The following is a 25692-nucleotide window of genomic DNA, read 5'->3' on the forward strand; positions in this document are numbered from 1 at the left end:
CGACGAAAGTGTCCGACTGCTCTTGCCGGATCGCGCTCGGTTCAGGCCGGTGTCAGCTCGATCATCACGACATCGTGATCGCGCATCGGCAGGTCGATCGTCGCCTTGCCATCGGCGCGGACCCGAAGCGTACTGGTGGTCGGCAAATCCCGCGTCGCTGCCTGCAACTGCGCAAGCTGTGCCCCGGTCAGCGCCGCTGGCCTGCCCATTTCGAGATACGCGGTATACGCGTCGTTCTGGCGAAAGCCGGTGCGGCGTACCGTGACGCGGTACGATCCCGGCTTCAGGTTGCCGAGCGTGATATCGAGCGGCGCCGCGGCGGCGGGAACGCGGATTTTGGTGAAGAACGGGCGATTGCTCACGGGCTGATCGGGCAGGACGTCGCGCCATGCGAGCAGCTGGATCGTTCGGCCCTTGATCGCGGCGATGCTCTGGGCGTCGCCGGTCGGCACTTCACGGTCGCCTAGCTCGGCGAGGTATTTATAGGCGAACCACGTCGCTTTGCGCACGCCTTGCGGCGTCATCAGCCCGAAGCCGCCCTCGAACGGCTTGGCCTGCGGCCCTGGTTCCTCGAACAGGTCGCTGAACGTCCAGTAGCTCATGCCCTGCGCCAGCCCCTCGGTGCGTCGCAGCTTCGAGAGCACATAGGCCGCGCCGAGATAATCGTCGTGGATCGGATCGCGCGGATTGTAGCTGGTGCTCCATTCGGTGAAGAACAGCGGCAGTCCGGGGCGGCCGGCGGCGTCGATCTGCGCGCGCACCGCGCGGACGTCCTTCACGACGGCATCGGGATCGCGCGACAGCTTGTTGTCGCCTTCGCCCTTCTCGTCGAGAAAGCCGCCCTCGACGCCGTAGGTATGCGTGCTGACGAAATCGACCGGGAGCGCATTGGCTTTCGCATAAGCGAGAAATTCGGGCACCCAGCCAGCGCCTGCGGTCGCCGGTCCGCCGACGCGCAGCGCCGGGTCGATCGCCTTGATCGCGCGCACGGTGCGTTTGTAATAGTCGAAATACGCGGCTTGATCGGCGCCTTCCCAGAAGCCGGCGAGATTGGGTTCGTTCCAGAATTCGAAATACCAGCTGCGGACTTCCTTGGCGCCATAGCGGTCGATCATGTGACGCGTGAACGCATCGACCAGCGCGGTCCATTTCTCGGGCTGCGGATGCGAGGTGTTGCCCTTCCAGTAGAAGATCGTCTGGTCGGACGTCTTCATCGCATCGGGGGTAAAGCCGAGTTCGACGAACGGCTTGAGCCCCATGCCGAGCAACCGGTCGTAGAGCCGATCAAGCTTGCGCCAATCATAGACCGGCTTGCCGTTCACCTCGCGGTACACGCCCAGCTGGTCCGCGAAGACATTGTGGAAGCGGATATAGCGGAAGCGCAGGTCTTTCTGAACGAGCCCCAGCTGCGCCAGACTGTCCTCGCGTTGCAGCGTGCCGGGAAAATCGGCGCCGATGGAAAGCTCGGCCATGCGGTCGCGGGGCGTCGTCGGTGCCTGTACGTCGACCGCGATCGTACGCGCGGTGGCCGCGAAGACCGGGCTGGCGAGAATGACGCTGACTCCGAACGCCGTGGCGTATCCCCATTTCGGTATCGACACAGTGATCCTCTCGCTTTTATCGTCGCATCTTGGGCGATAGCGCTACCAAGTGCAACGCGGAGGATGACGGCATGACGTGGGAACCAACCGGACAGAGTCGTTCGTCGGCCGAAGTGCGTAACGGCATCGCGCTGGATCGTCGCAGCGTCATGATCGGTGGACTGGCGCTGCTCGGCTCCGCGCGCGCCGCGACGGCTAGCGCTGCGGAGGCGCGCGCAGTCGTCCCGCGGATCGTCCGTCTGTCGCCGGCACTCGACCGCATGATCGCGCCGAACGCGGTCATCGAGACGATCGCCACCGGGATTCGCTGGGCAGAGGGGCCGTTGTGGGTCGAGGCCGGCCAAGACTCGGGAGCGTATCTATTGTTCTCCGATCCCGCGGCCAATATCGTCCGGCGCTGGCGCAAGGGCGGTCGTGCGACGCCGTTCCTCGATCCGTCCGGCGCCGGTGGAACCGATCCCAAACGCGTCCGAGAGCCGGGCGCCAATGGTCTTGCGCTCGATCGGGCGGGCAAGCTTCTGATCGCCAACAGCGGCGGCCGCTCGATCGACCGCGTCGATCTGGTCACGCGCCGTCGCGAGGTGATGATCGACCGGTATCGCGGCAAGCGCTTCAACAGCCCGAACGACCTGCACGTCGCGCGCGACGGTGCGATCTACTTCACCGATCCGCCTTATGGACTGGTCGACGGCGACGCCTCGCCGGACAAGGAGATGACGGTCAACGGCGTCTATCGCTGGACGCGGGACGGTGGTGTCGAACTGCTCGACGGCGGCCTGACGCGCCCCAACGGCATCGCGCTGTCACCCGACGAGCGGCGGCTCTACGTATCGGTATCGGACGAAACCGCGCCACGGATCATGGTCTATGACCTGGATTCCGCGGGGCGGCCCGGTAACGCGCGGGTCTGGCTTGATGCGAAACCGATGCAGGCGCGGGGTGGCGCGGGGCTGCCTGATGGCATGAAGGTGGCACGCGATGGCACGCTGGTGTGCTCGGTGCCGGGCGGGATGATGATCCTGACGCACGAGGCCGAACCGTTGGGGCTGATCTCGACCGGGGCGCCGATCGCGAACTGCGCGTTCGGCGAGCGTGGGAGGGCGCTGTACCTGACTGCGAACGACCGTGTCCTGCGCGTGCCGCTGCGCCGCGGTTGGTGGGGGTGAGTCAGACCGTCCGAATCCTCCCCCGCCAGGGGGGGTGGCGCGAAGCGGCGGAGGGGGAGGCCGACGCAACCGAAGACATGCCTTACCTCCCCCTCCGTCAAGCTGCGCCTGCCACCTCCCCCTGGCGGGGGAGGATTAGAAGGTCCCTCACCGTCTCGCAGTCAGCTTCGTGCCGAGCAGTACGAGGCGGCCGCCGGTGATGCCGAACCAGTGCGGTACGCCCGCCGGGATCAGCATGACGTCGCCCGGCTTCAACGTCCGCGTGGTGCCGCCGACGATGCGGTCGCCTTCGGTGAGGTCGGGCTTGACGGGTTTCGCCGCCTCTAGCGTGCCGCCCGATATCAGCGTTCCGGCGCCGGCGATGACGATCGCGTATTCGGCCTGATCCGGATGCACTGCCGGGCGTCCTGGCGTCTTCCAATATTCGAGCGCGGCCACCGTTTCGCCGTCGCGCACCAAGGGCTGCCACGCAAAGCCCTGTCCGGGTTTCATCGCTTTCGCCATCGCCGCGACCTGCGAGGTCACTTCGGCACCCGATGCGAAGGCAGTGGGATCCGTGGTCTGCGCCGTTGCAGCAACCGACACGAGGGCGAGGGCAACGGCCACGAGACGCGCGATCATGCGCGACCGTCCAGGCGGATGGTCCGCCCTTCGCGCGCGGAACGGTAGATCGCCTCGACGATACGCATGTCGCGCAGGCCCTCTTCGCCCGACACGATCGGTTCGCGCCCGGTGCGGACGCAGTCGACGAGGTGATCGAGTTGCCCCGCGAACTGCGTCTTGCCGGGGCCGGGCGGCGGCGTGACCGCGCGCTCGCGGCCGTCCTTGCCGACCCACATCTGGTTGCCATCATAGCGCGTCGCCGGCTCGAGCTCGATCCGGCCGGCGTCACCCATCAACAGGATGTGGTTCTGGTTGGCGCTGTACATCGACTGGCACCCGGCGATCGCGCCCGAGGGGAATTCCAGCGTCCAGTCGATCATGTCCTCGACCTCGGTAAAGCGGGGATCGCGTCGGTCGGTGGATTCGCGCGCGGTCACCGCGATCGGTTCCTCACCGGTCATGTAGCGCGCCGCCTGGAGGCTGTAGATGCCCATGTCCATTAGCGACCCGCCGCCCGACAGCGCGCGCTTGAGCCGCCATTTCGACGGATCGCGCTGGACGAAGCCGTGCTCGGACCGGACATAACGGATTTTCCCCGCCGCACCGGTATGCGCCAATCGCATCGCCTCGAGATTATAGGCCTCGAAATGGCAGCGATAGCCGATCATCAGCTTGCGGTTCGCGGTCTTGCACGCGGCGATCATCGCCTCGCATTCCGCGACCGAAACCGCCATCGGCTTTTCGCACATCACGTGCTTGCCCGCCTTCGCCGCGCGGATCGTGTACTCGGCGTGCAGCGCATTGGGCAGGCAGACATAGACGATGTCGACATCCGGATTGTTTCGGATCGAGTCGAAATTGGCGTAGGAATAGACCGCGCTGGCGGGCAGGCCGTGCTCGGAGGCGACCCGCTTCGCCTTGAAGGGATCGCCGCTGACCACGGCGGCTAGCCGGCTGTGCGTGCAATTGGCGAACTGGGGTATGATGACGTCGAGCCCGTACGAGCCGAGCCCGACGATCGCATAGCCGAGCTTGCGGTCGGGCCGCCCTGCGCCGCACGCCGCCGAACTCAGCGCCAGTGCGGCGGCGGACAGGATGATATCGCGTCGTGCAAAATCCATGAAAGAGCGTCCCGGCGTTTGGAAGGATAGGCGATCCGGACCCGTCAGAACCGCGCGCGCACGCCGATCCGGTAGAACCGGCCCAATGTGTCGTACAATGCCGGGTTCACGTCGAGCCCCGTATTGGTCTGTGGCGACGGTTCGGGATCGTGATCGAACAGATTGTCGACCTTGAAGAACATGCTGACCTGCTTGGTGACGTTCAGCGCGCCGCCGACGTCGAAGTAGAACGCGCCCTTCATCTTATTATAGTCGATCGTCGGGTTGTTCGCGGTCGATACCGGGCAGTTGCCGGGCTGACAGACGACATATTGATGGCCGATCACGCCATCGCTGAACCAGCGCTGCTGCAGCGTGAGACTGAACTGATCATTGTCGTAGCTTTCGGTTGCGAGCCATTTCCAGTCGGGGGTCGCACCCGAATTGGCACCCGCCGTATCCACCGGAATGGTACCGGGCAGGCCGGGATCGGTCACGTACTTCATGACGTGGGTGGCAAGCGCCCGGACCGTGAAATTGCCGTCGATCCCGAGTGGTTTGCGCCACTGATAGCTGCCCTCGATATCGAAGCCGTTGGTCTTGATCGACGCCAGGTTGAAGGACTGCACGTTGACGAAGTTCGGCCCGGCGGTGTTCTGAAGATTGAACGCGCTGCAGGTGTCCGTATTGCCCTGGAAGCAGAGATTGACGATCTGCGCCGCGGTCAGGCTGGAGACGACGTCCTTCAGCTTGATCGTGTAATAGTCGAACGACAGGCTGAGCCCCGGCAACCATGTTGGCCGCGACAGGACGATGCCCGCCTCGGTGCTGCGCGCGATCTCGGGGCGGAGCGCCGAATTGCCGATCGTGTTCTGGATGATCAGCACTTGCGTGTTGCGGAACGGATCTGTGAAGTTGGGGACGGTCGTGGTGGTCGGCGCGGCGAACAGCTCCGACAGGTTCGGTGCGCGGACGTCGCGCGACGTCACCGCGCGCAGGCGGAAGCCGTCGAGCGGCGTCTCCCACGTGCCGCCGACCTTCCAGGCGTAGACCACGCCCGAGGTCGAATAGCGCGTGGCGCGTCCCGCGGCGTTGACGTTCGCCCGGCCCAGCGTCTTGGAATCTAGGATCGGCAGGTTCATCTCGAGGAAGCTCTCGAGAACCGTGTATTTGCCCGTCCCGTTCTTGTAATTGCCCGCGTACCAATTGCTGCCGATCGTCGAATTGAGGTTCGGATCGGACGGATACAGCGTCGAATTCGGGCTGACGTCGGAAACGCCCGCGCCGTACGGATCGGCGTTGACGCGGTAGAACTCACGGCGCCATTCGATGCCTGCCGCCAGCGCGAGCGGACCTGCCCACAGGGTGATCGGCTCGCCCGAGATGCTGCCCGCGGCGGCATCCTGGGTCTGCTTGGTATGCTGGAACGGTCCAGCGGCCGGCGTGATGTACGCCAGCGCCGCCGCCGACGGCGTGGTGCCGCCGAAGATGTTGATCGGCTGACACCCGGCGGCGCGCGCGGCCGCATCGGCGCAGACGATCTGGCCGTTGATCCGGGTTGCGTTGATCGCTTGGTTGTAGCGTCCGGTCAGGCTGACATTGTCGACGTTGATGTCGGTGATGTTGATGCCGTGCTCGTACGATGCGTCATAGGTCCAGCTGGTACCCAGCAGATCGGACTTGCCCTTCAAGCCCCCGACGAAGCGATACTGACGACGATCGGTGTTGACCTGGATGTTCGGCAGGATCGCGTTGCTGAGGCCGTACTGGAAATTGGTGATGCCGTTCGCCGCACAGGCTGCCGAGATCGACGCGGGCAGATACGGGTTTGCGCACTGGATGGTCAGCCCGGTCTTGGATGCGCCAGGATTGGGCTGGTTGTGCGTCTTCACCTGCGCGACGTTGGCGGTCATGTAGACCTCCATGTCGGGCGCGACGTCGTAGCTGATGCGCGTATAGCCGTTGAGGCGCTGGATCGCGGATTGCAGCGAGGTGCCCGATCCGACATGCCCCGACTGGTCGCCGCCGACGCAGAAGCCGACATAACAGCCGGTGACGTTGCCCGCCGCGTTCTTCGCCGGCACGCCGTTCGAGCCGTAATTGAACGCGAACGGCTGGCCGTTGACGTCGAACGCCGTGCCTTGCAGCGGCCCGGCGCTGATCAGCCCGTATTTGGTGTATTGATAGGCCTGGCCGTGGTCGCGGTAGAGAAGCTGCGGCGAGCCGTTGTTGCGGATGCCGGTGTCGACCAAGGTCGTCGCGCGGTACCAGTCGCGGCTGCCGGCGAGATCCTCGCCGAAATTGCCGGGGCCGACGCCCTGCTCCTTCGAATATTCCCCGCTCAGGATGACGTGGAGCTTGTCGTTCGCGAAACTCTTGCCGACCGCCGCCTGGAACAGCACCTGGCCGTCATCGCCGTATGTGGTCACGCCGGTCTGGACGTTGGCCTTGAACCCGGTGAACTTGGTGTCGGTGATGAAGTTGATCACGCCGCCGACCGCGTCCGAACCATAGGATGCGGAAGAGCCGCCGGTGACGATGTCGACGCGCTTGATCAGCAATTGCGGAAACTGGCTGATATCCGGCACGCCGGTGACGTTGGCGCCGACGACGCGCTGGCCGTCGAGCAAGGTCAGCGTGCGGATCGTGCCGAGGCCGCGCAGCGAGAACGAGCTCAACCCTTGCGATCCGCTCGACGTGCTGAAGGTGCCCGTGGTGGCACCGGTCGAGCCCTGCAGTGAGGGCAATTGCGCCACCGTCGTGAAGATGTTGGGTTGCGCGTTCTTGAGGATCTGCTCCTCGCCGATCACCGTCGTCGGCGTCGGCGCGTTGAAGCCGCTCGACGTGATGCGCGTGCCGGTGACGACGATGTCGTTAACCGAGGCGGGGGCCTGCGCGTCACCGGCGGGGCTGGCGGGGGAGGCTTGCGGCGCAACCGGATCGAGTGTCGGCTCGGCCTGGTCACTGACCGGGGCAGGCGGCGGTGCGACGGTCTGGGCCGATACAGGCGTACAGGCCAGCACAGTCGCCAGCGCGACCAGGCTGGTAGCGATACCATCAAATCGTCCAAACGACAGTCGGTCGCGCGTCGCCATTGTCATCGATCCATCCCCTGTGCCCACGGTACGTGCCGGTGATCCGGCTTGTCAGTCCATCGTGTCTACCGGGGTCTACCGCATCGCGACCGGCGCGGCATCTACGACCAAGGTCGCAATCCGCGCCCTATCGACGGAGCACAGGGTCGCGAGGGAAGGGCGGGGCTCAGGGGCGGGCGGTATAGAGCGCGTGATGCGTCAGGATGAACAGCGTGCGGCCGTCCTCGCCGCCGAACAGCAATTGCAGTGGGCGGTCGGCCACGTCGATCCGTCCCTGCTCGCGGCCGTCCGCCGCGTAGACGAAGACCTGACCATTGGCGACGTAGACGCGACCGTCCGGCCCTGCCGCGACGCTTTCGCCGCCACGCGAGGCGAACGGTCTCAGGTCGGTGATCGCGCCGCCGCTCCCAAGCAGCCCGCTATAGGTTCGATCCTCCGATCCGTTGACCAGGTACAGACGCTCGCCGACGCGTCCCGTGACCAGCCCGTAGGTGTCGAGCGTATCGGAAAAGCGCCACCCGAGATGATCGGCCGGCCCCTGTTGCCAGACCCGGTAGGCGGGCAGGGCCAGACTGCCATCGGCCGATACGTATTCGAGCGGTTTGGCGACCCCGACATCGCGCGCAAACATCTCCGCCAGGGTCGTGAAGTGATCGCGCGTCGAGTCATATTGATCGCGGAACTCGCCATTGTTCCATACGCTCCCGGGGAGCACGACCCGCGCGTTGGCGTGGGGCCCGACCGGCGTCGGCGTGATGACCTTGATCGCCTGCGGAGCCTCGGGTCGGAGGCCGTATACCGTCGCGGCCGGGCCCGCCGAGGACAGCACCAGCAAGCCCCCCGAACGGTCCACCGCGAGATTGACGGGATCGAGCGGCGCATCCGCGACGATCGACAGACCCTCCGTCTCGGACCAGCCATGGATCCGGTGGAACTGGCGATCGACGAAGTACAGCTTGCCCTTCGCAACGACCGCGCCGCCGCCCAACGAGTAGAAGCCGTCCGCAACCTTGCGGACGTCTGCCAAGGGCGGCGCGGCGGCGGGGATTGGTGCGGTCGTGACGTCGAGCACGGCAAACTCACGTTCGCGCATCACGCGACCCTGCGTGATGTCGACGATCGCATTCTCGTACGGATATTTGCTCGCACGCAGATAGGTCCCGCAGCCGTTCGCGTCGCACGTCGAGAAGCCGCTTTCGGCATTCACATGGACATTGCGGAAACGAATGTCGGTCGATCCGTACACAGTCACCGCCGCGGGTGCCGGTTCGAGCGACCGCGTCACGCGGTAGGCATGGAGGTTGGCGAACAGGATGTCGCGCGAATTGCGCACCTCCAGCGCGACCGCGGCGCGGCTTTCACCGGCTTCCTCCTCGGTCTGCGGGGCGAGGAACTGCCAGTTGCGGACGCCGTCGAGGACGATCTCCGCCCGCCGGTGATGCTCGGCCGACATCTGGTACACATAGCCCGGCGTGCTCGTGTTCGAGACGTGGAGCCCGGCCTGCGCGTAGGTGTTCGGCGTCCACACACCATTGAACGTGCCGCCGCCGCCATCCGTCACCCACAGGCTCGCATATTGCCCGTCCCAGCGCTTGGCCGGATCGAGGTCGGCGGTATGCGTCGCGTTGTAGGGATCGAAGCGCGTGCCGTCGGCGCGAAAGCTGCCATGCCCGCCGCCGAACTTGACGTCGTCGACCAGCGACTGTTCGCCGGCGCGCCATAGCAAGGCGGTCGCGCGCGGATTGCGTCCACCGGTCGACAGCCCGAGCCCGGAAACGATCGCCGCGCCGCCTTTCGCGCTTTCGATCAAGGCACGGGCGCTACCGACGCCGCGATAGGCGGGGCTGTCCTCCGCGAGCACGATCTGCGTCAGGCTGGGGTGGAGGCCGATCAGGACAGTGTCGGCGCGCAGCTTCAGCGTATCGGTGACGCGGTAGAAGCCGGCGGGGAAATACAACACGCGGTGCGTATCGATCGAGCGCTGGAGCACCGCGGTATCGTCGCTGGCATCGTCACCGCGGGCACCGAGATCCTTGACGCTCGTCCAGGCCGAGACCGGCGGCAATGCACGGATCGCCGGTTTGCGCGACGGCGCAGACGAGGACAGCGGCTTCGGATCGAACCGTGTCGCAAAACGCCCCGTGGTACCCAGTGCGGGCAGGGTCAGTCCGGCGGTGAATTCGCCGACCCGGTATCGTGCCGTCGAGCCTGCCAATGTCCGACCGCTGTCGCGAAACTGCGCGAACACTGGTGTCGCGTTGGCCACGGCATTGTCGAAACCGATCTGCGTATAGGCGCTGCCTTCGTTGCTGATGATGATCCCGGCCTTGGTCACGCCATCGAACCGGACGTCCTTGCCCCACAGCCAGTCGCCATAGCCGCGGTCGATGTCGATCCCGACGGGCGTGTTGCGGAACACCGTGTTGACCAGAGTGAGCCCCGCTTCGTGTTCGCGGATACCGGCGTCGCGCTGGCCGTCGAAGACCGAGTCGAGCAGCGTGTACTGCCAGGCGGGGGAGGTCTTTTCGGTCAGGATCCCGTACCGCCCACCATAAAAGCGCAGGTCCTGGCCGAGATTGCCGACCTGGTAGATCCCCGCGAGCGCCGAGCCGAGGTGGAAATCGATATGGCTCAGAAACGCATGCTGTGCCGCATGCGCGCGGACCGCGGTGGCAGCGGGATTGCCGTCGCCGATCATGAAGTCGATATTGGACAGCGCCGAATAGAAGGTGCCCGAATTCGCATCTGCGATATCGGGCGCGAACGGAACGCTGGTCGGTGGCGGGACCGCCACGGGTGGGGCGGGGGGCGCGCCCGGCGGTGGCGGCAAGTTGCCGGTGAACATGACCATGCTGCCCGCGCCACGCTGAAAGCCGGGCGTCGCGCTGGCCAGCACGAGCACCGGACGCGTCTTACCGACCCCGAACAGGCGGACGCCGGGACGCAGATACAGGGTGCGGGTAATCCGGTAACGCCCGGCGGGAAGGAAGACGAGGCCGCCGGCGCCGCTGCCCTTGGTCGTCGCCGCGGCGGCATCGATCGCGCGCTGGATCGCCGGGCCGTCATCGGTGACTCCGTCGCCGCGGGCGACGACGGTGATCGCGCGCGGATCGCTAGGGGCGGTCGCGTAGACCGATCGCGACGGCACGGCGAGGGCGCTTGTGGAAACGCTCGCGAGCAGCAGCGCCGCTGCAACGCGCGGCAGGGGCATGAGTGTCGGAAAGGGCATGATCGCAGGTCTGGCCGTCATCATCGGTCCCTTTCGGCGTGCGCGTGAAGTTTCGGCACATCATGCCCGATAGGCGGTCGCGTCGGCTAGGACGACTGCGACAAAGGTCGTAATGGCCAAGCCCGTTGCGCCGTCCGATAGCGTCGTAGCGGGACAGTCGACGAGGGCGCGTGGTGCAAGCAGAGCGAGATACTTCCGGAAATCCGCATGACAGCCTTGGCAGGGCCATTCTTGGCAGGGGCATTGTCGTCATGGGCGTCAGCGGCAGCGGTAAATCGACGCTGGCGGCGTCTTTGGCGGAGAGGCTTCACTGTCCGCTGCTCGAAGGCGATATGTTTCACACGCCGGCAAGCATCGCCAAGATGCAGTCGGGGCATCCGCTCGACGATGCCGACCGCTGGCCGTGGCTCGACCGCCTCGGGGCTGCGCTCGGCGACGCGGCGCTGGGGGCTCGGACCGAGCAGGGTGGCCTCGCGGTGGCCGCCTGTTCCGCCCTGAAACGCAGTTACCGGGAGCGTCTGTCCGCGACCTCTGCCGTACCGCTGTCGTTCGTACTGCTCGATACGATGCCCGCGGAGATCGCGCGTCGGCTTGCCGCGCGGTCTGGACATTATATGCCGGCAAGCCTGCTAGACAGCCAACTCGCTACGCTCGAGCGGCCGGCAGCGGATGAAAACGCGCTGATCCTCGATGCGAGCCGGACGCCGGATGCGCTGGCGACAGAGGTGCTGGCCTGGCTAGGGATCACGACGCCCCTGCAGGAGCAACGGCGCGGCTGACCTGCGCACCGAACGAACCGACAGGTACCGCATCACGGCATCAGCCGCTTGCGCCCCTGTGACAAATGCCAGCGCATCGCGAGCGCGGCGCCGTCCGCATCTTCCGCGCGGATCGCCTCGACGATCGCGTCATGCTCGTCCATCATCGCTCCGATGACCTCGGGCGGGCGCGAGCGGGAGATATCGACGCCGGCACGCAGGATCCGCATCACCTCCTCGTGGAGATGGTCGAACACCAGCAGGAACGCGGCGTTGGCGGTCGCCTCGACGATCGCGCGGTGGAGCACCCAGTCCTCGTCATGCGCGGGCGCGTTCGACAGCAACGCGCTGCGCAACGCCTCCAGCGCCCGTTCGATCGCCTCGAGCTGATGATGCGATCGGCGCGATGCCGCGAGCCGCGCGGCCTCCGCCTCCAGCACGAACCGCACTTCGTAGGTGCCGAGCGTCGTCGCCAGCGCATCCATCGGCATGTGCGTGCCGAGCCGTTCGGAAGGGCGGCGCTTGACGTACGACCCCGCACCGCGCCGCGCCTGGGTGATTCCGTCCGACGCCAGCCGGGCCAGCGCCTCGCGGACGATCGTCCGTGACATCCCGAAGGTGGCGGCGAGTTGCGCTTCGGAGGGCAGCCGATCGCCGACCGCAAGCTTGTCGTCGGTGATGATCCGGACGATCGCCGTATAGGCGCGATCGGCCAGCCGTAATTCGGTCACGACCGCACTTCCTGCAGTGGCATATACCCTGATCCCGGCATCGTCAGACGACATAGCTCAGCGCCATCACCAGCGCGAGGCCGACCACCGAGATCGCGGTCTCGAGCAGCGACCAGGTGCGGAACGTGTCCGCGGTACTGGTCCCGACATAGCTCTTGACCAGCCAGAAGCCCGGATCGTTGACGTGGCTGAAGAATACCGACCCTGCGCCGATCGCCAACACGACCAGTTCGGGCGATACCCCCGAGCTGGCGACGACGCCGGGCATGATGCCGACCGCGGTGATCGTCGCCACCGTCGCCGAGCCCGCGGCGAGCCGGATCGCGACCGCCACCAGCCAGCCGAGCAGCAACGGCGAGATCGCGTACATCATCACCGTCCGCGCGAGCAGATCGGACAGGCCTGCGGTCACCAGCACCTGTTTCAGCGCACCACCGGCGCCGATCGCCAGCAGGATCGCGCCAGCCGCGCCCATCGTCTCATGCCACACCGCATTCTGGATCGCCGCCTCGCGCAGCCGCCGCCCGAACAGCAGCGGCAGCGCAAGCAGGTTCGTCAGGAGCAGCGCGACGACCGGATTGCTCGCCGCGACCAGGCCGGGCGCGCCCTTCAGCGTCGGGATCATCTGGCCCAGTTCGCCGGTTGCGATCAGCACGACCGGCAACAGCACGATCACCAGCGACAGCAGCCGCGAGGGCGTGGCGATCGCCAGTCCGGTGTCGCGCAGCACCGGCGTTGCCAGCCGCACGCCGCGGGTGGTGAATTTCGCCAGCAACGGTCCGGCGACGATCGCCGTCGGGATCGCGATGAGGATTCCGTAGAGCATCGTCAGCCCGAGGTTCGCGCCGAGTGCCTCGACCGCAAGCAGCGGGCCGGGATGCGGTGGCACCAGCGCATGCACCACGCCTAGCCCCGCCAGCGCAGGCATGATCAGCCGCAGCTTGGCCTGATCGCGTGCGGCATCGCTGGTTCCCGCGGTCATCGCGGACATTTCCTCCGCAGCCGCAACGACGATCGGCAGTAGCAGGACCAGCCCGGTCTCGAAGAACAGCGGCAGTCCGATGACGATCGCGATGCCGAGCGTCGCCCATGGCGCAGCGCGGGTGCCGGTCAGGTTCAGCGCGCCCTTGGCAAGCGACGCGGCGGCGCCGGACAGATGCAGCATTGCCCCTAATGACAGCCCCAGCGCGACGACCAGACCGGTGCCGCCGATGATGTCGCCAACGCCCTTCTGGACCGCCTTCGCGACGTCCGGCAGCGGCAGCCCCGCCAGCAAACCGACCGTGAAGGCGCCGCACAACAGGCCGATAAAGGGATGTAGTCGTCCGCGGACGATCATCACCACGGCAAGCAGGATTCCCGATAGCGCGGCAATGATCAGCCTCAGGTCGCCGCCGATCATCGGCGAAGATCCCTGGGTCCTACGAGACGCGTGCATGGTGGCGACATCGGCATCCTTCCCTGCGATCCGACGGTGTGTTCACCTGTCGAGTAGACCCGATCTGTAGGACAGGTATTTGCGATCTGCCAACAGAAAAGGCTTGATACGGCGATGAACAGCGGAGCATAGTATAAACCTGTCCAACCGAATCTGTATAAAGCGGAGCGGCGGATCGAAAACTACGAGCTTGTTACCGCGGCGTCAGACTGCGGGAGAAGACGGCGGCGTCACAGCCGAAACAGTGGAGGATGATCATGGAAGCGACTGTTCGGGACGATTACCGATCCCTGCGCGGCAATGCCGCTCCGGCACTGGCGACGCGCCCTCCGCAACTCACCCCGACCCAGATCAAGGTCCTGCGCGGCGTCCATTCGGGACTGCTCAACAAGCAGATCGCCTATGATCTCGGGATCGCCGAGGCGACGGTAAAGGCGCACATGACCGCGTTGATGCGCAAACTGAACGTGCGCAATCGCACGCAAGTGGCGATCGTCGCGCAGACCCTGGTGCTGCACCCCGCCTGATCGACCTGCGCCACAAGTCGAGCGCGCGCGTGCGCGTGCGCGCATCCGGCGACCGGGTTCGACTTGTGAGCGGACAATCCCGCTACCGGGCCGGCGACCGCAAAATCGTTATCCGCAACTACGGCCCGTCATCGGGGATAGGATCGACATGACCATGAAATGGCTGCTGAGTGGTGCGGTATTGCTGCCCGTGCTGTCCCCCGTCGCGGCATTCGCGAAGACGAATTCGGTCTATCTCACCCGTCCCGACGATCCGCGCGCGATAACGGTCAAGGGCGTTGGCGACGGGCGCGCCGATGACAGCGTAGCGCTGCAACAGGCGATCGATGCGGCCGCAGCCGGCGGCCAGGGTGGCATCGTGTTCGTGCCGTCGGGGCGGTACCGGATCAGTCGGACGATCTTCGTCCGCTCGGCGGTCCGGATCTTCGGCATCGGCCCCACGCGTCCCGAGATCGTCCTCGCCGACAATAGTGCAGGGTATGCATCGGGCGTCGCCGCGATGCTGAGTTTCACCGGCGAGGATCAATACCGGGTCGGCAAGGCGCCGGTGCCGCCGCCCACCAGCGTGCCGTTCGACCCGGCGATCTTCGATGCGACCTCGAGTACTTTCTATTCCGCGCTGTCGAATATCGATTTTCGGATCGGCGACGGCAATGCGGGGGCGGTCGCGGTGCGCTTCCGGGTCGCACAGCACGGCTATCTGCGCCACGTCGATTTCCACATCGGCTCCGGGCTTGCCGGGGTCTATCAGGCGGGCAATGAATTCGAGGATCTGCGGTTCTTCGGCGGTCGCTACGGGATCATCTCGGAGAAGACCTCGCCCGCGTGGCAGTTCACGCTGATCGACTCCGAATTCCAGGGCCAGCGCGACGCCGCGATCCGCGAGCACGAGGTCGACCTGACGCTCGTCAACGTCGCGATCCGCGATACGCCGGTCGGCATCGAGATCGATCGCGGCCATTCCGACTCGTTGTGGGGCAAGGACGTCCGGTTCGAGAACGTCACGCGCACCGGAGTCGTCGTTTCGGCCGAGAACAGCGTCTTCACGCAAATCGGTTTCGACAATGCCGTCGGGGTCAATACGCCGACCTTCGTCCGTTTCCGCGACAGCGGCAAGACGGTCGCGGGAGCCGGGCCACGCTACCGGGTTGCGGATTTCTCGTACGGGCTGAAGCTGCCGGCGCTCGGCACGATCGGCGCATATGCGACCGACGTCACGATGGCGCCGCTGGCCCGCGTTCCGGTCCGCGCGACGCCGGCGATCCGTGCGCTGCCGCCGGTCCGCGACTGGGCGAACGTCCGCGATCTGGGCGTGAAGGGCGACGACACCACCGACGACACGGCGGCACTGCAACGCGCGATCGACACGCACCGCGTGCTGTATTTCCCGACCGGCCGCTACCGTATGTCCGACACGGTGAAGTTGCGCAGTGATACCGTCTTGATCGCGCTGCATCCAGGCCTCACTCACATCTACCTTGTCGATCAGGCGGCGGGCTATGCCGGGGTTGGCCCGCCCAAGGCACTGGTCGAGAGCGCCCGGGGCGGCAATGCGATCGTCTCCGGACTTGGCCTGTGGACCGGCGGCGTCAATCCGCGCGCGTCCGCATTGCTGTGGCGCGCCGGCGCCGCTTCGATGGTCAACGACGTGAAGATCCAGGGCGGCGGCGGTACCGCGCTGACCAAGGGAAGCCCGATCGGCTTTGGCGATCCTCGCGCGCGGTTCGACGGACAGTCGCCGAGCATCTGGGTGACCGATGGCGGCGGCGGGACGTTCGCGGCGATCTGGTCGCCCAACACTCTCGCGTCCTCGGGCTTCCACGTATCGAACACCAAGACGCCGGGACGTGTGTACCAGCTGTCGGCCGAGCATCATTACAGCGCGGAAATCGTCCTCGACCATGTCGAGAATTGGGAATTCCTCGCGCCGCAAACCGAGCAGGAGGTGCGCGACGGGGTCGATGCGATCTCGACCGAGATCCGACATTCGCGCAACATCCTGTTCGCCAATTACCATGCCTACCGCGTCACCCGCTCGATCAAGCCGATGGATGCCGCGGTAAAGTTGTATGATTCGGGCGATATCCGGTTTCGCAACGTCCACGTGAACGCCGAAAGCGGGTTTGCGAGCTGCGATGCGAAGGGCTGCGGCACGTATCTCCGCGCCAGCAAATACCCGTTCGAGACCGCGATCAAGGACATCACGCGGCGCCAGGAGGTGCGCGAACGTGAGTTTGCGCGCCTGGACGTGCCGCCTGCGGTCACAAGCGCCGCGCTTGCCTCCGCCATCCCGGTGTCGACCGACGTCAAGAAACTGGCGGACGGCTTTTACTCGATCGCCGGCGGCTCCGTCGATGCGCACGGCAAACTCTATTTCATCGACCGGCATTTCCAGCGGATCCATGGCTGGACCAAGGCCGAAGGGCTCTCGATCGTCGCCGACGCGCCGCTCGATCCGGTCAATCTCGCGGTCGATCGGTCGGGGCATCTGCTCGTGCTATCCTCGGCAGGGCGCGACGGTACCGTGTATAGCCTCGATCCCGCCAAGCCCGCGGCTGTTCAGGTGATCGCACCTACGCCTGCTGCCGGGGGAAAAGGGGCAGCGACTTTGCTCCCGGTCAATGTCTGGGCGAACGGCGAATTCGCAGACCGTATCGATCCCACGACCTATCAGTTCCCGACCATGGCGGACATGTTCGCGACCAAGATGGCAGAGCCCAAGCCCGAGGAATATCGCTCACCCGATGGATCGCTTGCGCTGCCTGCGTTCCGGGTCTGGAACCAGGGACCCGACGACCACCAGGGGTGGCGCTGGTCCGACACGCTCGATGCGTACGGACTGGTGTCCGCCGCTCCCGGCGCGCGAATCGTCCTGACCAACGCGTCGGAAAACCGGACCTATGACGGTCTGGTCGGCGATCAGGGGCGTGTCACCGACCTCAAGATCGTCGCCGACCGGGGTGGCGAAAGCGCGGTCCGCGATGCCGCCGGGCAACTCTACGTCGCCAACGGCCAGGTGTTCGTCTACGCCGCCGACGGCACGTTGCGACGGCGCATCGACACGCCGGAACGCCCTTTGCAGCTCGTCATCGGTGGCGACGACCATCATACGCTCTTCATCCTGACGCATCACGCCTTGTACGCGGTTGCGATCTGATCAGCGCCGCCCGCTACCGAACAAGGCCAACGGGACCGCCTCGCCCATCCGCCGATAGCCGGCTTCGGATGGGTGAAGGTGGTCGCCTGAATCGACGGCGGGATCCAGCCTGGCCGGTTGCGCCGGGTCGCGCATGACACGATCGAAATCGATTACCGCATCGAACAGGCCGGATGTGCGGATGAACGTGTTGATGGCCTGACGATCCGCTTCCGATGCTGGTCCCGGGTGGTAATAGTCGTTTCCGCCGAACGGCGTGATCGTCGCCCCGATCACCTTGATGTCGTGCGCATGCGCGCGCGTCACGAGTTCGGTGTAGGCGGTGATGATCTGCGTCACGAGCGCGGTGTGCTGGGCGGGTGTCGCTGGCGCCTCCCGCGTGAGTACGCCCAAATCGTTGACGCCTTCGAGCAGGATCGCCCAGCGCACGCCGTTGCGCGCGATGACGTCGCGGTCGAACCGCGCCATGAGATTGGGACCCAGCCCGTCGAGCAGGATACGGTTGCCGCCGATCCCGGCATTGACGACGCCGGTACCGCGGGTGGCGGGCGTGCGCCGCAACCGTTCGGCGAGAATGTCGGTCCACCGCGTATTGCGGTTTGGCTTGACGCCATAGCCGTCGGTGATCGAGTCCCCGATCGCGACGATCGTCCCTGCATTCGCCGGACCCGCTACTTCGACATCGGCGAGTGCGTACCAATGCGGGGTTTGCGTAGCGCCTGCCAGGCGTGCATCGGCGACATGATTGCCCGCGAGCGCGAAGCTGATCGCGCGCGCGCCCGGATGGCCGGTCTGTGGAACCGCGGCCTCGGGCAGATACAGGCTGACGGCGAGATCGGCCCCGGCCGCGAGCGGCATCGCGACGGGATCCGAATAGAGTTCGGCACCGGCGGGGATGACGGCATCGGCATGGCCGGCAAAGGTCAGTCGCACCCCGCCGACGATCTCGCCAGTCTGAGGCGCCGAACTGCGCGCGACGTGCCCCGCAGCGATGGTGAGCGGCCGCGTTCCGAACGCATTGGACAGGCGGACACGGAGGCGATTGCCCCCTGCCGACAGCCGGATCACCTGACGCAGCGTGACCGCGCGTGCGCGATCCGCGGGCAACGCATTGTCGCCGTCCGCGATCATCTGCGACGAGCCCCAACTCGCGATCCAATGACGCGCAGGCGCAGTGTGGTCCGTATCCCGCGCGCCCGCACTGGCCGCGAGCAGGGCGGCTGGCAGAAGCGCTATCGCCCAGCGGCTCATCGGCGCGACCCTTCGCGGGCAACCGTCTTCGACGTCGCTCGCATCGGGGCGGCGGCAAGTGCGCCCGCGATCGCCGCACGCATCGGCTTGGCGACGAACCGGTCGTCATAGGGGCAGGGGCGGCGGCGGGCCTTGTCGGGGCGAGGCTCGAAACCTTCGATCCAGCTGTAGCGATCGGACATGCCCCATAGCAGCACGTCGCGGACCGACGGATAGGACAGCATGAGATCGAGATACCCGCGTGTGAAATCCGCCACCGCGCGATCGCGCGCGGCGATGTCGCCCGGCAGATTGTTGTCGCGAACGTCGAGTTCGGTGATCACGAGGCCATACCCCATCGCGGTCACCGCATCGAGGAAGCGACGCCATTCGCCCTCAAGCGCGGTGATCGCCGCGCGCGTATCGGCGCCCTGCGTGACGAGGTGAGACTGCACCCCAAGCGCGTCGACGGGCACGCCGCGTCGCTTGAATCCCTCGAGCAAATTCAGCACGCCGGCCCGGTGTTTGGCGTTGCCGGGTTCCCAGCTCATATAGTCGTTATAGACAAGTTGCGCATGTGGCGCGGCGGCGCGTGCGGTGTGGAAAGCGAGATCGATCGTCGCCTCGGGACCGCCCAGCGCGCGGGACAGGGCCGTCTGGTACAGCGTCGAATCCGCCGGATTCACCGCTTCGTTGACGACGTCGTAGCTGCCAATCTGCGTGCCATAGCGGCGGCAGACTGTGGTGATATGCTCGACCAGCAGACGCTCCGCCGCCTGTGCCGGGTTCGCGCCGAAATCATGGTTCTCTTCCCAGCGTGGCATCCATTTCGGCTGATGCCACAGCAGATTATGACCGCGCACCGGCAGCCGGTTGGCCTTCGCCCAGGCCATCATCGCATCCATATGGGCGAAGTCGAAGCGGGTCGCGCTTGGTCGGATCGCCTGCCACTTCATCTCGTTCTCCGGCACCAGCAGCCCGCAATCGCGCGTCAGCAGCGCGGCGTAAGCGGGGTTGGCGAACGATCCGCGATCCGCGCCGGGGCGTCCCCACGCAAAGCACGACCCAAGTCGCATCCCCTTGGCCGCAGCGATCGACTGCAAGCTGGCGACACCGCCGTCCAGCGACGGGATCGCGGCCCCAGTTTGCGCCAAAGCCCCCCCCGCAGTGCCCGCAGCGACGGCGAGACCGCCCAACATCGCCAGCCCGTCGCGTCGCGTGATATCCACTGAACTCTCCTATTTTATCATTATGATAGCGATATCATTTGCGCGCTTGGAGATGCTGTCAACGGGGGCATCGGGAATTTTCGACGCCGGGCTCTGGTGACGTGCTGCCCGCGTCGATCAACGCCGGACGTCGAACCCGCCCTCGCGGAACGTCGCCAGGTCGCGCGGGGTGGTCTCGCTCTGGTCGCCCGGGGTGGCATGTTTCAAGACCGCCAGCGCCAGCCCGGTTTGCGCTGCCAGTTCCGCACCCTCTCCAAGCTCGGCGAGAACACCCGCGGCAAACGCGTCCCCGGTGCCGATCCGGTCGACGATGCCAGAGACCTCGATCGCGTCGGTCTCGATGATCTCGGTCGGCGTATCGATTCGGGCGCGCAAGACGTTGCATCCGGCGTCACGGACCTCGCGGGACATGGATGCGATGTGGCGCAGGTTTGGGAACCGGTCGAACGCCGCCAATGCCGCATCCCGTCGGCCCTTTGGCGTGCTGCCATCGAGCGGACGCCGCAGCAGCAATGCGATGTCGCGGTAATTGCCGAACAACAGATCGGCGCAATCGATGAGCGGAAGAAGGATCTCGGCGGGGTCCGCACACCATTTCGCCCACATGCTCGCGCGGTAATTGCCGTCGAACGACACCGGTACGCCGATCGCGCGCGCGGCGGTCATCGCTGCCAGACAGATGTCCGCCATCGCGGAACCGATCGCCGGATTGATTCCCGACAGATGCAGCCGCGCCGCGCCGGCCAGCAGCGCCGGCCAGTCATAGGCGGTCGCTGCCCTGGTCGCGAACACGCTGTTCTGACGGTCGTAGACGATCGCCGACGCACGCAGCCCTGCACCGGGTGCGAGGTAATACAGGCCGAGTCGTCCGTCGCCGCGCGCGATCCGCGACACATCGACGCCGGACCGGCGGAGCGCATCGATCGCGGCATCGCCAACGACATCGTCGGGCACCGCGGAAATGACGCCGCTGCTCCTGCCAAGACGCGCGAGCGCGACGGCGACATTGGCCTCCGCGCCGCCGAAATTCGCGTCCAGTCGCGACTCCCTGAACAAGGGGCCGTGCCCCGGCGGGGAGAGCCTGAGCAGCAGTTCACCGAAACACAGTATCGGCCCGTCGGCGCGCATCATCGATCAGCCTCTTGCTTGGCCGCTGCGTGGACAGGCGGCCGGGGAATCATTGCGGGTTGCCGGGGGCATAGGGAAAGCGTTGCGCCTTGTACCATGCCAGATCGTGCGCAGGCGCCGTGGCACCCGCCGGCAGCGGCAGGCCGTTGACCGACATCCAATAGGCAAGGCTCGCGTCGCGCCACCATCTGGCCTCACGCTGCTGGACCGCGAGATAGGTCGCGGTCTTCGCCCAGCGCTCGGCGTCGATCGATGGTTTCAAGGCATCCCATTGCCGCTGCATGTCGCCGACATAGCCGACGCCGGAATCATAATCATGGACCATCTCCGCCCATAATGTCCGACCCGACGCCATCCGCCGATCCCACGCGACATGGTGGAACCACAGCAGCTCGCGCTCCGGCGTGGTCGCCGGGTCGGCGAGCGTGCGGGCGAGGGCAGGAGCATATTGCGCGACCGCGTTGCTACCCGTCCTGGTCCGGTCGAAACCGATCCCGGCCTTGTCGGCGCGGTGGTAATAGACCGGGTTCCATTCGGGGCGCTTGAGGTCCGCGACCCAGGGGGCAGGGCCGTAGTGATGCCCGGTCGCCATGACATGCGCGAGCCCCAAGGGCGTCATGTAGTCGACCACGGCTTCCCGCGATCCCATCATCATCGCGACCACCGGATCGACGATCTTCGGGGAGGGCGCGAACGTCATCGCCGCCCATTCGCGCGCGACGGGTGCGGCGCCAAGCGTCGGATCCCACGCCATCCGCCCGAATGCGTACCAGTTCGCCTGGTTGAACGTCGAGCCCGCCCAGTCGCGGTCGCGCCCGATGTTCGCAACACCGGCCATGCCCGTCAGCGTATGACCTTCGACCGATCCATCGACGACATAGGCAACGGTCTCGCCCGGCGTCCGCATGGTCTTGCTGCCAAGCGTCTCGGCGAACATCGGTCCGAGATAGGCGAGGTGCGTCGCGAAGCCGAGATACTCCTTGGTGATCTGGAATTCGATCATCAGCGGGGTCTTCGGCATCGCCCCGAACAGCGGGTGGAACGGCTCGCGCGGCTGGAAGTCGATCGCGCCGTTCTTGACCTGGACGATGACGTTGCTCGCGAACTTGCCGTCGAGCGGCTTGAACTCGGTGTACGCCTGTTTCGCGCGGTCGTCGGGGTCGGTCTCGGCATAGACGAACGCACGCCACATCACGATCCCGCCATGCGGCGCGACCGCGGCGGCGAGCATGTTGGCGCCGTCGGCGTGGCTGCGGTGATAGTCGCGCGGACCGGGCTGGCCCTCACTGTTGGCCTTGACCAGGAAACCGCCGAAATCGGGAATGCTGCGATAGATCTCGTCGGTCTTCGCCTTCCACCACGCCGCGACCTGCGGGTCGAGCGGGTCGGCGGTCTTCAAGCCACCGATCTCGATCGGGGCCGAGAAGCGCGCGGAGAGGTACACCTTGATCCCGTACGGGCGGAACACGTCGGCAAGCGCCGCCGCCTTCGCGATATACGGCGCGGTCAGGCTGTCGGCCTTCGCGTTGACGTTGTTGAGGACGGTGCCGTTGATCCCGATCGATGCGTTGGCGCGCGCGTAATCGGTGTAGCGCGGATCGCGGAAATCGGGGAGCGTCCACCAGTCCCACAGCGACACGCCGGCATAGCCGCGCTCGACCACGCCATCGAGATTGTCCCAATGGTTGAGCACGCGCAGTTTCACGCGGGGGCTCGAGGTCAGCGCGATGCGGTCGAGGCTGCCACCGGTCTGGAGGTGCCGCAGCAGCGCGAAGCTGCCGTAGAGCACGCCGCGATCGGTGTTGGCGGTGACGAGGAGGACGCGGCGGCTGCCGAGCGTGACTTGGCCGACCCGGTATCCTTCGTCGCCGAGCGCGGCCAGGGGCAAGCGGAGCGCCGCGACGTCGCGGTCCTTGGCGGTGGCCAGCAGGATCGGCGGCGTGCTCGTCCCGAACAGGCCCGCGCCGCGGCGCAATTCTTCGGCGGCCACGCGCAGCGTTGGCGTATCGCCGCGCGCTTCGATCGTCGGGATACCGCGCGTGGGCGCTGCCGCGGGGACGTGATAGCGCAGCCAGAGGTCGTAACCGTCTTCGGCCTGCGCCGGTCCGGTCAAACCAATTACCGCGCCGAACAGCAGCGCGAACTTACCGATCCATCGGCCGAATTGCGTCATAATCCTCTCCCGCCGTTCCGCGCTACATTGACAGGATCGCGGATGATCAGCCATGTTATCGCTATCACGACGACGGCTTCGACAGCAATGCCGCGTTTCATATTAGGAGATAATCGTGGCCGATACGGAGACAGCAGGGATCGTACCGCCCATGACGCCGACACGGCGCGACCTTTTCGGGTTGCTCGGCTCGGTTTCGATCATGGGGCTCGTGCCCGGTGTCGCGCAGGCCGCGGCGGCGCCCCCGATCTACCGTGATGCGCGCGCGCCAGTCGACCTTCGGGTCCGCGATCTGATGGCGCGGATGACGCTCGAGGAGAAAGTTGGCCAGACCATTTCGCTATGGGCGACCAAGGCGGAGGTGATGACCGCTGGCGGACTGACGTTCGATCCTGCGCGGGCGACCGCGGCGTATCCGGCGGGCTTCGGGCAGGTGACGCGGCCGTCGGATTTGCGCGGCGGGCCATCGGTGGCGGCGGTGGCAGGCGGCACCGGTGCACGATTCCGCGGCTCGGCATCGACGATCGCGTTCGTCAACGCGGTCCAGCGCTGGGCGCGCGGCACGCGGCTCGGCATCCCGGTGATCTTCCACGAGGAATCGCTGCACGGCTATATGGCGCCCGACGCGACGATGTTCCCGCAGGCGATCGGTATGGCAGGCAGCTTCGACCGTGACCTGATGCGGCGCGCGCAAGTGATCATCGGACGCGAGGTGCGCGCGCACGGCAGCCACCTCTCGCTGTCGCCGGTCGTCGATATCGCCCGCGATCCGCGCTGGGGCCGGATCGAGGAGACGTTCGGCGAGGACCCGTATCTGTGCGGCGAAATGGGCGTCGCCGCGGTCGAGGGCCTGCAGGGCGACAGCACGACGCTCGCCCCCGGCAAGGTCTTCGCGACGCTGAAGCACATGACCGGCCACGGCCAGCCCCAGGCGGGCAACAATATCGGCCCCGCACCGATCGGCGAGCGCGAACTGCGCGAGAGCTTCTTCCCGCCGTTCCGCGCGGTCGTCACGCGGACCGGGATCGGCGCTGTGATGCCGTCGTACAACGAGATCGACGGCGTGCCGAGCCATGCGAACCACTGGTTGCTCGGCGACGTGCTGCGCGGCGAATGGGGCTTTTCGGGCGCGATCGTCAGCGATTACGGCGCGATCGAGGAACTCGACACGATCCACCACGTCGCGCGCGACTTGAGCGGGGCGGCGCGGCTTGCGTTGGCGGCGGGCGTCGATAGCGCGCTGCCGGACGGGATGGCGTTCCGGACATTGCCCGCGCAGGTGCGTGCGGGGACGGTGCCGATCGCGCAGGTCGACGCGGCGTGCGCGCGGATGTTGGCGTTGAAGTTTCGTGCTGGGCTGTTCGAGGACTCGGCGGTCGATCCACGCGCCGCCGCTCGCCTGACCGGTAACGCGGAAGCACGCGGCGTCGCGCTGGAGGCCGCGCGCAAATCGATGTGCCTTTTGACCAACGACGGCACGCTGCCACTCGCGCCAAAGGGCAGGATCGCCGTGATCGGCCCGAATGCGGCGATCGCGCGGCTCGGCGGCTATTCCGCGCCGCCACGCCAGACGGTGTCGCTGCTCGATGGCGTGCGCGCGCTGGTCGGCGGCGGCGCGACAATTGTCCATGCGCAGGGGGTGTTCATCACGCAGAGCGAGGACCGGTCGCAGGACGAGGTGCTGCTCGCCGACCCCGCCAAGAACCGCGCGCTGATCGCCGAGGCGGTCGAGGTCGCGCGCGGGGCGGACACGATCATTCTGGCGATCGGCGATACCGAGCAGACCAGTCGCGAGGGGTTCTCGGCGAATCACCTGGGCGACCGCACCACGCTCGATCTGTTGGGCGAGCAGAACGCGCTGTTCGACGCATTGCATGCGCTGGACAAGCCGATCGTGATCGCCGCGATCAACGGCCGTCCGCCGAGCTGGCCGAACGTGATCGCGAAGGCGAACGCCGTGCTCGAATGCTGGTATCCGGGGCAGGAGGGCGGCACCGCGATGGCCGAGGCGCTGTTCGGGCGGATCAATCCGGGCGCCAAGTTGCCCGTCACCGTGGTCCGCGAAGTCGGGCAGGTGCCGTTCTATTACAACCGCAAGCCGTCGACGCAGCGCGGCTATCTGTTCGCAGAGACGGCGCCGCTGTTCCCGTTCGGGCACGGGCTCAGCTACACGCGCTTCGACATCAGCGCACCGCGGTTGTTGGCGGCAAAGATCGGTATCGCCGGCAGCGTCGGGGTCGAGGTCGACGTCGCCAATATCGGGCAACGTGCTGGCGACGAGGTCGTCCAGGTGTACGTCCGCGACCAGGTGTCGTCGGTCGCCCGGCCGGTGATGGAGCTGAAGGGGTTCGAGCGCGTGACGCTGGCGCCCGGCGAGCGGCGGACGTTGCGCTTCACGCTTGGCCCCGACGCGTTCGCGCTGTGGGACGTCGACATGCGCGAGGTCGTCGAGCCCGGCCTGTTCACGGTCATGGCCGGCCCGAGTTCGGCACAGTTGAAATCCGCCATCCTCGAAATCGCCTGAAGG

Annotated in this window: 16 protein-coding genes; 5 read left to right on the top strand and 11 right to left on the bottom strand. The window is 66.5% G+C overall.

From position 1 onward, the window contains the following. Positions 1 to 41: 41 nt before the first annotated feature. Entirely contained in the window at positions 42 to 1601 is a 1560-nt protein-coding gene (locus C8J46_RS16955) for a cellulase family glycosylhydrolase (protein WP_243643465.1), read from the bottom strand. 71 nt (positions 1602 to 1672) lie between these two features. Here C8J46_RS16955 and C8J46_RS16960 point away from each other — a divergent pair, with 71 nt between their 5' ends. Next, positions 1673 to 2767 (top strand): SMP-30/gluconolactonase/LRE family protein, encoded by a 1095-nt coding sequence (locus C8J46_RS16960; RefSeq protein ID WP_165886604.1) that lies wholly within the window; start codon positions 1673 to 1675, stop codon positions 2765 to 2767. Between the two features lie 147 nt (positions 2768 to 2914). Here C8J46_RS16960 and C8J46_RS16965 read toward each other — a convergent pair whose 3' ends face one another. The 4 genes from C8J46_RS16965 to C8J46_RS16980 form a co-directional block, all read right to left on the bottom strand. Then, on the bottom strand, positions 2915 to 3388 hold the full coding sequence (locus C8J46_RS16965) for a cupin domain-containing protein (RefSeq protein ID WP_132741601.1): 474 nt from the start codon (positions 3386 to 3388) through the stop codon (positions 2915 to 2917). After that, positions 3385 to 4491 (bottom strand): Gfo/Idh/MocA family oxidoreductase, encoded by a 1107-nt coding sequence (locus C8J46_RS16970; RefSeq protein ID WP_132741603.1) that lies wholly within the window; start codon positions 4489 to 4491, stop codon positions 3385 to 3387. Before C8J46_RS16970 ends, C8J46_RS16965 begins: the two co-directional genes overlap by 4 nt. A 44-nt stretch (positions 4492 to 4535) precedes the next feature. Continuing rightward, entirely contained in the window at positions 4536 to 7565 is a 3030-nt protein-coding gene (locus C8J46_RS16975) for a TonB-dependent receptor (RefSeq protein WP_132741688.1), read from the bottom strand. Between the two features lie 166 nt (positions 7566 to 7731). Further along, complete coding sequence (locus C8J46_RS16980) at positions 7732 to 10776, bottom strand: glycosyl hydrolase family 28-related protein (RefSeq protein ID WP_132741690.1); 3045 nt, start codon at positions 10774 to 10776, stop codon at positions 7732 to 7734. Between the two features lie 269 nt (positions 10777 to 11045). Between C8J46_RS16980 and C8J46_RS16985 the strand changes: the two genes are divergently transcribed. After that, positions 11046 to 11573 (top strand): gluconokinase, encoded by a 528-nt coding sequence (locus C8J46_RS16985; protein ID WP_132741605.1) that lies wholly within the window; start codon positions 11046 to 11048, stop codon positions 11571 to 11573. Between the two features lie 32 nt (positions 11574 to 11605). Here C8J46_RS16985 and C8J46_RS16990 read toward each other — a convergent pair whose 3' ends face one another. Then, positions 11606 to 12283 (bottom strand): FCD domain-containing protein, encoded by a 678-nt coding sequence (locus tag C8J46_RS16990; RefSeq protein WP_132741607.1) that lies wholly within the window; start codon positions 12281 to 12283, stop codon positions 11606 to 11608. Positions 12284 to 12326: 43 nt separating this feature from the next. Further along, complete coding sequence (locus tag C8J46_RS16995; RefSeq protein ID WP_132741609.1) at positions 12327 to 13685, bottom strand: gluconate:H+ symporter; 1359 nt, start codon at positions 13683 to 13685, stop codon at positions 12327 to 12329. A gap of 293 nt (positions 13686 to 13978) precedes the next feature. Between C8J46_RS16995 and C8J46_RS17000 the strand changes: the two genes are divergently transcribed. Both C8J46_RS17000 and C8J46_RS17005 read left to right on the top strand, forming a co-directional pair. Beyond that, positions 13979 to 14248 carry a LuxR C-terminal-related transcriptional regulator gene (locus C8J46_RS17000; protein ID WP_243643467.1) on the top strand — a complete coding sequence of 90 codons (270 nt, stop codon included), beginning with the start codon at positions 13979 to 13981 and terminating at the stop codon, positions 14246 to 14248. Between the two features lie 148 nt (positions 14249 to 14396). Next, a complete protein-coding gene (locus C8J46_RS17005) occupies positions 14397 to 17405 on the top strand; it encodes a glycosyl hydrolase family 28-related protein (RefSeq protein WP_207894209.1) in 3009 nt (1002 codons plus the stop codon). Here the strand turns inward: C8J46_RS17005 and C8J46_RS17010 are convergent, their stop codons facing one another. The 4 genes from C8J46_RS17010 to C8J46_RS17025 form a co-directional block, all read right to left on the bottom strand. Then, positions 17406 to 18656 (bottom strand): SGNH/GDSL hydrolase family protein, encoded by a 1251-nt coding sequence (locus C8J46_RS17010; protein WP_132741611.1) that lies wholly within the window; start codon positions 18654 to 18656, stop codon positions 17406 to 17408. After that, positions 18653 to 19864 (bottom strand): endo-1,4-beta-xylanase, encoded by a 1212-nt coding sequence (locus C8J46_RS17015; protein WP_243643468.1) that lies wholly within the window; start codon positions 19862 to 19864, stop codon positions 18653 to 18655. The genes C8J46_RS17010 and C8J46_RS17015 overlap by 4 nt, the downstream gene beginning before the upstream one ends. Before the next feature lie 117 nt (positions 19865 to 19981). Continuing rightward, positions 19982 to 20995: a sugar kinase gene (locus tag C8J46_RS17020; protein ID WP_347812386.1), complete on the bottom strand. Its 1014-nt coding sequence runs from the start codon at positions 20993 to 20995 to the stop codon at positions 19982 to 19984. Between the two features lie 46 nt (positions 20996 to 21041). Further along, positions 21042 to 23165 (bottom strand): alpha-glucuronidase family glycosyl hydrolase, encoded by a 2124-nt coding sequence (locus C8J46_RS17025; protein ID WP_132741613.1) that lies wholly within the window; start codon positions 23163 to 23165, stop codon positions 21042 to 21044. A 151-nt stretch (positions 23166 to 23316) separates the two neighbouring features. Between C8J46_RS17025 and C8J46_RS17030 the strand changes: the two genes are divergently transcribed. Further along, positions 23317 to 25689 (top strand): glycoside hydrolase family 3 N-terminal domain-containing protein, encoded by a 2373-nt coding sequence (locus C8J46_RS17030; RefSeq protein WP_132741700.1) that lies wholly within the window; start codon positions 23317 to 23319, stop codon positions 25687 to 25689. Positions 25690 to 25692: the final 3 nt, after the last annotated feature.

Source organism: Sphingomonas sp. PP-F2F-A104-K0414, from assembly GCF_004340945.1.
Taxonomy (GTDB): Bacteria; Pseudomonadota; Alphaproteobacteria; order Sphingomonadales; family Sphingomonadaceae; genus Sphingomonas.

Bases quoted from the DNA above. Each gene is read 5' to 3' on its own strand.
- C8J46_RS16960 (WP_165886604.1), top strand. From the start codon at position 1,673: ATGACGTGGGAACCAACCGGACAGAGTCGTTCGTCGGCCGAAGTGCGT.
- C8J46_RS16965 (WP_132741601.1), bottom strand. From the start codon at position 3,388: ATGATCGCGCGTCTCGTGGCCGTTGCCCTCGCCCTCGTGTCGGTTGCT.
- C8J46_RS16970 (WP_132741603.1), bottom strand. From the start codon at position 4,491: ATGGATTTTGCACGACGCGATATCATCCTGTCCGCCGCCGCACTGGCG.
- C8J46_RS16975 (WP_132741688.1), bottom strand. From the start codon at position 7,565: ATGGCGACGCGCGACCGACTGTCGTTTGGACGATTTGATGGTATCGCT.
- C8J46_RS16980 (WP_132741690.1), bottom strand. From the start codon at position 10,776: ATGCCCCTGCCGCGCGTTGCAGCGGCGCTGCTGCTCGCGAGCGTTTCC.
- C8J46_RS16985 (WP_132741605.1), top strand. From the start codon at position 11,046: ATGGGCGTCAGCGGCAGCGGTAAATCGACGCTGGCGGCGTCTTTGGCG.
- C8J46_RS16995 (WP_132741609.1), bottom strand. From the start codon at position 13,685: ATGATCGGCGGCGACCTGAGGCTGATCATTGCCGCGCTATCGGGAATC.
- C8J46_RS17000 (WP_243643467.1), top strand. From the start codon at position 13,979: ATGGAAGCGACTGTTCGGGACGATTACCGATCCCTGCGCGGCAATGCC.
- C8J46_RS17005 (WP_207894209.1), top strand. From the start codon at position 14,397: ATGACCATGAAATGGCTGCTGAGTGGTGCGGTATTGCTGCCCGTGCTG.
- C8J46_RS17010 (WP_132741611.1), bottom strand. From the start codon at position 18,656: ATGAGCCGCTGGGCGATAGCGCTTCTGCCAGCCGCCCTGCTCGCGGCC.
- C8J46_RS17020 (WP_347812386.1), bottom strand. From the start codon at position 20,995: ATGATGCGCGCCGACGGGCCGATACTGTGTTTCGGTGAACTGCTGCTC.
- C8J46_RS17025 (WP_132741613.1), bottom strand. From the start codon at position 23,165: ATGACGCAATTCGGCCGATGGATCGGTAAGTTCGCGCTGCTGTTCGGC.
- C8J46_RS17030 (WP_132741700.1), top strand. From the start codon at position 23,317: ATGACGCCGACACGGCGCGACCTTTTCGGGTTGCTCGGCTCGGTTTCG.